Here is a 6,308-nt window from a genome sequence, read left to right on the forward strand (position 1 = left end):
CTGCTTCTTCTACTTGAGGAACGTCTTCCAGTCCGGCGACTGCGCCGGGTCCAGCGTGCGCAGTTTCGCCAGCACCTTGGGGTCCTGGGCGTCCAGCCAGTCGGCCACCTGCCGGAAGGACACGCAGCGCACCCCGTCCCGGCGGCACACGCTCTGCATGACGTCCTCCATGGCCTTCATGTAGATGCCGCCGTTCCATGTCTCGAAGTGGTTGCCCATGAACAGCGGTGCGCGGCTGCCGTTGTAGACGCGCTCGAAGCCGTTGAGATAGCCGTCGCGGGTCGTCTTCTCCCACTCGGCGTACTTCGCGGGATCGCCCTTGGTGCTGTCGCCGGACTGGTTGTAGAGGAAGTTGAAGTCCATGGAGAGGACCTGGCGGTTGCTCTTCGGATAGGGGAGCAGCTGCAGCGGGAAGTTCCAGACGCCGTCGGTCTTCGACGGCCATATCTGGAAGTCGCCCGGGGAACTGGCGTCGTAGCGCCAGCCGAGCGACTTCTCCACGGGTATCAGCGCCTTCTGTCCCTCCAGGCACGGGGCGCGGCCGCCCACCAGCTCCTTCTTGTAGTCGAAGGGCAGGGGGTCGACGTCCTTGAAGCCGGTGTTCGTCTTCCAGTTCTGGACGAAGGAATACGCCTGGTCGATCTCCTTGCGCCACTCGTCGGACGTCCAGTCGACGCCCCCGCCCTTGCCGCAGAAGTGGCCGTTGAAGTGCGTGCCGATCTCATTGCCGTCGAGCCAGGCGCCGCGCAGCTGTTCCAGGGTGTCCTTGATGTGCGCGTCGGAGGTGAAGTCGATGTCCGCCGCGCCCTGCTTGTGCCGGGGCGCCTGGTAGAGGCTCCGCTTGGAATCGGGCAGCAGGTAGATGCCGCTCAGGAAGTACGTCATCTGCGCGTTGTACTTCTTGCCGGCCTCGCGGAAGTGGGAGAAGAGCTTGTCGTCGTTCTCCAGGGCGCCGTCCCAGGAGAAGACGACGAACTGCGGGGGCTTTTCGCCCGGTTTGAGCTTCTCGGGCTTGGGCACGTGGGGCTGCGGACCGGTGAAGGACGTCGAACCGTCCCCGAGCACCTTGACCTTGCCGTCCCACGGCTCGTCCTGGCCGTCGGCGCCGTCCTCCGGGCGGGCCTTGGCCTGCGCGGTGGCGGCGGCGTTGCCCGTACGGCCCGAGCCGTCGGAGCCCGTCAGCAGGCCGACCGCGAGGGCGGTGACCAAGGCGGCGGCGCCCACGGCCGACGCCGCGTAAAGGGTCGTCTTCTTCGAGTATTTAGGCGGCTTCGCCCTTTTCGCCCGCTTCCCCCTTGGCAACGTCGAACTCCCTGACGCCAGTACGGATGTTCCGCCGCCAGTATCACAGGCCTATGTGACAGTTCGGTCGCGAAGGTCCGGGTGGTCCGCCAGGGTGAACCTGGGGTGGTTGCTCATCAAGGCGCTCTGCGAGTACCGCGTGCCCCGGCGACGGTGACCGCCATCTGAAAGGCTGGGGGTGTGAGGGTGCGATCCCCGCACCCGGCCCGGCGGCCGGAACGGTGCGGCCCGTCACCGCGTGGAGATCTCGGCCGAGGGAGCTCATGAACGCAGCGTCGCCCGTCCCGGGGCTCGGCGCCACGCTCATGTCGCCGCAGCCCCTGCGCCGGTACGCGCTGCTGGCGGACGGCTAGTGGGGCGTTCTGGTCGGACCGCACGGCGACCGGCGGATGCCCGGCACGCCTACACGGTGCTGCGCGGTCTGACGGCGGCGTCCGGCGGCATGGTGGCGGCCGGCACGACCAGCCTCCCCGAGCGCACCGAGGAAGGGCGCAACTACGACTACCGGTACGTCTGCTGGCCGCGATCCGCGGAGCGGTTCCGGGCGACGACCCGCGGACGGTGGCGACCTTGAAGGCGTACATCCGGGAGCTCACTGACGACCACTTCGCCTACCGCTTCCGCCACGACGAACGGCCGCTGCAGGAGGCCGAGGGAGCGTTCCTGCTGTGCGGCTTCATCACGGCTCTGGCCGAACACCAACAGGGCCGGGAAGCGGCGGCGTTCCGGTGGTTCGAGCGGAACCGCGCCGCATACGGCCCGGCCGGGCTGTACTCCGAGGAGTACGACATCGCCCAGCGTCAGATGCGCGGCAACCTTCCGCAGGCCTTCGTCCACGCACTGATGCTGGAATGCGCTGCTCGCCTTGCCTCCTGCCAACAGTGACTACCGGTAGTGACTACCAATAGTGACGTCGACCGCCGACGGCATGGCCGACAGCCCCCAGTACCCACAGGACGAGGCCTATGACGACCAGAACGATGCCGATCGTCCACAATATGTTGAACCCCGTCAGGAATCCGATGATGAGCAAGACGATCCCGAGGACGATCATGACGATCTCCTGAGTCCCGCGGCTGCTTCCGTATCCAGCTCACGCTCTTTTCCGCGGGTATGCAACCGGGGCGCCCGCAGGCCCTGCCCTTGGCTCAGCTGCGGCCCAGGGCCCGCTTCAGTTCGGCCTTGTTCATGTGGGAGCGGCCTTCGACGTTCTTCTGTTTCGCCTCGTTGTAGAGCTGTTCCTTGGTGGGGCCCTGGGCGCCGGGGTGCGAGCGCTGTCCGCCGCGCCGGGAGGAGGACATGTCCTGCAGGGAGGTGCGGCTGGCGGTCCTGGACTCGCCTGCGCGGGCGCGTTCCTTGTTGACGGTGCGCGCGGCGATCTCTTCCGCACGCTTGGTGCTCTCGCCGCGCTGTTTCGCGCTCTCCTTGATGTGCTCGTACTGCCGCTCGCGCTTGGGGCTTGCTCCACGGGGCATCGCACTGTCTCCTCGGCCTGTGCGTGGTTGGTCGTTCACCACTCACCGTGACACCCGTTGCCCGGCGACGCAGGGCGTGAGCCGCCGATCGAGGCCCGGCGGCTCAGCCGGCGAGCCACAGAACATGGCGTGCCGTCCGGGTCGCCCACGCCTCCGGCGAGCAACGGCAGCCCGATGACGGCCGGTTTGACCTCGCCTGGCCGGTCCGGTGAGTCCGCCCCGACCTACCGGACGTACCTTACGGTCGTCGTAGGCGCGGGAGCGGGCAGTAGTGCTCGCCTCCTTCGACGGCAACAGTCGGCCCGGGCGCGATCTCCGTGAAGCCGGCATCCCGCACCACGGGCAGCCCGCTCGACGTGAGTTCCGCCCAGCGGGCCGCGTCCGCCGTCCGCACGGACAGCGGGAAGCCGTCCTCCTGCCAGGCCTTGCGGGCCGCCCCGTCCAGCGCCCACCACGCCAGCTGGGCGCCGTGTCCGGCCTGGGCCATGGCCTTGCCCGCGGACATGTCCAGCTCCGGGTTCAGCCACAGCACCGGCCGCGCGGGGTCCGGTGCCGCCGGGGGCTCCGGGTCGTCCAGGTTCGTGCCCGACACCTGGAGCTTGATCAGCTCCTTCGGCCAGCCGTCCAGGGGCACGGGCGGGAAGACCCGCACCTCGGCCCCGGCCCCGTGCACCGTGATGCCCGGCAGCCCCGACGCCTTGCGCCACTCCGCGCCGCGCGCCCTGCGCACCACCTTGCGGATACGGGCGTCCTGCCAGTCCCGCACGGCCTGCGCCCACTCCCCGTCCTCGTCGGTCGCGCGCGCATCCGACAGCAGGGTCAGCACCGCCCGCGCCGCCGTCTCCAGCGCGTCCGTGCGGGCCGGGGGAGCCGTCTTCTCGATCCGCACCACCAGCGGCAGCACGAACTGCGGTGCGTCGTCGCGCGGATCGGGCGTGGCGGGGATCTCGTCGGGGGTGTCAGGGCTGGTCGCAGGGCTTGTCACACTCCCACGCTACCGTGAGGCCATGAGACTGATGGGGGTCGGTCGCCGCTACGGAGTCGGCGGACCGTGGGTGCTGCGCGACGTCGATCTCGAAGTGCCGGCGGGCACGCTGCTGCGGATCGAAGGAGCCAACGGCAGCGGCAAGTCCACGCTGCTGCGGCTGCTCGCGGGCATCGACGCCCCGAGCGCCGGCCGCATCGCGGACCGCCCCCGCACCGCCTACGTCCCCGAACGCTTCCCGTCCGCGCTGCCGTTCACCGCGCTCGGCTGGCTCACGCACATGGGCCGCGTGCAGGGCCTGGGCCGCGCGGCCGCGGCCGCTGCGGGCCGTGACTGGCTGGACCGCTTCGGCGCGGGCGGCCACGCCCGCACCCGCCTCGCCGAACTCTCCAAGGGCACCAGCCAGAAGGTGGCCGTCGCCCAGGGCCTGCTGGGCACCCCCGGCCTGCTCGTCCTGGACGAGGCCTGGACGGGCCTCGACCGGGCCTCGCGCACCCTCCTCGACGGCGCGGTACGGGACCGGGTGGCGGCCGGGGCGTCGGTGGTGTTCGTCGACCACGACCCGCGCCGCCTGGCCGGCGCCGCCGACGCCGGGTACCGGGTGGAGGCCGGCCGGCTGGCCACGGTTCCCGCCCCCGGGAGCGGTGCCGCCGCCGGCCCCCGCGTCCGCATCGAGGCCCAGGCCCCGCCCGGCGGCGCGCACTTGCCGCCCGAGCTGCCCGGCGACCCGCGCTGGGAAGTCCTTCCCGGTGCGGTCCGGCTGACCGTCGCCGCCGCGCACTCCGACGCGCTGCTCGGATCCCTGCTGACCGCCCAGCCTCCCTGGCACATCAGGGCCGTGCACGAAGAGGAGTCCCGTCCGTGATCCCGCTGCTCGGCTATCAGACCGCCCTGCTGCTGCGCTCGTACCGCTGGCTGCCCCCGCTGCTCTTCTACGGAGCCGTCATGGGCATCGGGGTGCAGGGCGGGCAGCCCATCCTCGACTCCTTCGGCTGGGCCGCCGCCGCGCTCGTGCCCGTCGCCGCCTGGCTCGTGCGGGTGTGCGTGACCAACGAGCCCGAAGCCGCGCGCAATTGCACCGTCGCGGCGGCCGGTCCCCGGCGGGTGCACCTCGCCGCAGTGCTCACCGGGCTGTCCGCCTCGACCGTCCTCGCCGTCGCCGGCACGGCCCTCGTCGCCGCGATCAGCGATCCCCGCAGCGTCGATCACCGCGTGGCCGTCCCCGTCCTGTCCGCCTCCCTGGCCGGCCTGCTGACCGCGCTGGCGTGCGCACTGCTCGGCACGGGCGTGGGCGCACTGTGCAACCGGCCGCTGCTGCGCAGTACGGCGTGGGCGGTGCCCTCGACCGTCCTCGCCGCACTGATCGTGACGGTCGCCGCGGGCTCACCCGCCAACGCCGCCGTGACCGGGCTGGTCACCGGCTCGCAGCACGGGACCGTCACCATGCCGCTGCTGCCGTTCGGCATAGCTGCCGTGCTTGCGGCGGGGGCAACGGCTGTGGCGTGTGCGGTGAGTGGGCGGAGGTAGGGGGTGTCCGGGGCCGGGGCACCTCACCCTCCGATCAACTCCGAGACCCGCACCAACTCGTAGCCCCGCGCCCGCAGTTCCGGCACGATCTGCCTCACGGCCTCCTCCGTGGCCGGCGCAGCACTCCGCGTGCAGTGCATCACGACGACCGAGCCGGGCCGGACCTTGTCGAGCACCTCGGCGGCCACCGGCCCCGCCTGCTCGGCGAACGCGTCGCCGCTCACGACGTCCCACTGCACGGCCGTCACCCTCGTCGGCCCGAGCTCGCGCAGCACCGCATCCGTGTGACAGCCGCCCGGGAAACGGAAGTACGGCACCGTGCGCGCGACTCCGGCGCGCCGGAAGGCGTCGAAGGCACGCTCCACATCGGCACGGGCGGTGCCCGGCGCGACGGCCGGCAGACCGTAGCAGGGCATGGAGAACGCGTGATGGGTGTACGAGTGGTTGCCGACCTCGAACAGCGGGTCGCCGCCGAGGGACTTGGCCTCGGCGGGGTACTGGTCGGCCCACATGCCCGTCATGAAGACCGTGGCGGGCACCTTCAGCCGGCGCAGCGTCGCGATCAGGGCGGGATTGTCGAAACGCTCACCACGTGCGGCACGCGGCCCCTGATCGGCCGTCATGTCGGCATCGAAGGTGAGGGCGACGCGTTTGGCGCCGTTGCGCCTGCCGTGTGTGAAGACGGGGACGGGGCCGGGGCCGGCGGAGGGGGAGGCGCTCGGTGCCGGGGTGGCCGCCTGGGGAGGCGCCTTCTTCCCTCCGCCGCAGGCGACGAGAGCGCAACTCAGCAGCGTCGCAAGGACGGTGGCGCGAAGCCTGGTCGAAGGGAGCACGCGGGCACCGTATCCGCTGAGCGCTCTGCGGGAGGTGCGGTGCGTCGGATGCGGGCTCGTCGTGGCTGGTCGCGCAGTTCCCCGCGCCCCCGTCAGGGGCGCGGGACGACCGCTGGGTGGCAACGGCGCGGGAGGTGATGGCCGAGCACACCAGTGCATCGAAACCGACCCGCAAGAGGGTCATCA

8 protein-coding genes and 1 pseudogene are annotated in these 6,308 nt (G+C 71.4%); 4 read left to right on the plus strand and 5 right to left on the minus strand.

Translation table 11 applies throughout. The features are described from left to right. Positions 1-9: 9 nt before the first annotated feature. On the minus strand, positions 10-1,302 hold the full coding sequence (locus ACWD4B_RS20535) for a hypothetical protein (protein ID WP_451422080.1): 1,293 nt from the start codon (positions 1,300-1,302) through the stop codon (positions 10-12). Between the two features lie 352 nt (positions 1,303-1,654). Here ACWD4B_RS20535 and ACWD4B_RS20540 point away from each other — a divergent pair, with 352 nt between their 5' ends. Together ACWD4B_RS20540 and ACWD4B_RS20545 are read left to right on the plus strand one after the other, a co-directional pair. Continuing rightward, positions 1,655-1,876, plus strand: coding sequence for a hypothetical protein (locus ACWD4B_RS20540; RefSeq protein WP_451422081.1), 222 nt, complete (start codon positions 1,655-1,657; stop codon positions 1,874-1,876). Continuing rightward, positions 1,816-2,187, plus strand: a pseudogene (locus tag ACWD4B_RS20545) (glycoside hydrolase family 15 protein); the annotation flags it as partial. The gene ACWD4B_RS20540 and the pseudogene ACWD4B_RS20545, both read left to right, overlap by 61 nt. Positions 2,188-2,200: 13 nt before the next feature. Here the strand turns inward: ACWD4B_RS20545 and ACWD4B_RS20550 are convergent. The 3 genes from ACWD4B_RS20550 to ACWD4B_RS20560 form a co-directional block, all read right to left on the minus strand. Next, positions 2,201-2,356, minus strand: a complete 156-nt coding sequence (locus tag ACWD4B_RS20550) for a DUF6131 family protein (protein ID WP_451422082.1) — start codon at positions 2,354-2,356, stop codon at positions 2,201-2,203. A gap of 94 nt (positions 2,357-2,450) precedes the next feature. After that, positions 2,451-2,777 (minus strand): plasmid stabilization protein, encoded by a 327-nt coding sequence (locus ACWD4B_RS20555; protein ID WP_451422083.1) that lies wholly within the window; start codon positions 2,775-2,777, stop codon positions 2,451-2,453. 238 nt (positions 2,778-3,015) lie between these two features. Further along, entirely contained in the window at positions 3,016-3,762 is a 747-nt protein-coding gene (locus ACWD4B_RS20560) for a peptidyl-tRNA hydrolase (protein ID WP_451422084.1), read from the minus strand. A 22-nt stretch (positions 3,763-3,784) separates the two neighbouring features. On the opposite strand from ACWD4B_RS20560, the gene ACWD4B_RS20565 reads away from it, so the two are divergent. Both ACWD4B_RS20565 and ACWD4B_RS20570 read left to right on the plus strand, forming a co-directional pair. Then, a complete protein-coding gene (locus ACWD4B_RS20565) occupies positions 3,785-4,627 on the plus strand; it encodes an ABC transporter ATP-binding protein (protein ID WP_451422085.1) in 843 nt (280 codons plus the stop codon). After that, the gene (locus ACWD4B_RS20570) at positions 4,624-5,289 is read left to right on the plus strand and encodes an ABC transporter (RefSeq protein WP_451422086.1); all 666 of its coding nucleotides are present in this window, start codon (positions 4,624-4,626) and stop codon (positions 5,287-5,289) included. Before ACWD4B_RS20565 ends, ACWD4B_RS20570 begins: the two co-directional genes overlap by 4 nt. A 23-nt stretch (positions 5,290-5,312) precedes the next feature. On the opposite strand, the gene ACWD4B_RS20575 is transcribed toward ACWD4B_RS20570, so the two are convergent. Next, on the minus strand, positions 5,313-6,122 hold the full coding sequence (locus tag ACWD4B_RS20575) for a polysaccharide deacetylase family protein (RefSeq protein ID WP_451422087.1): 810 nt from the start codon (positions 6,120-6,122) through the stop codon (positions 5,313-5,315). Positions 6,123-6,308 lie beyond the last annotated feature (186 nt).

This window comes from Streptomyces sp. NPDC002536, from assembly GCF_053594995.1.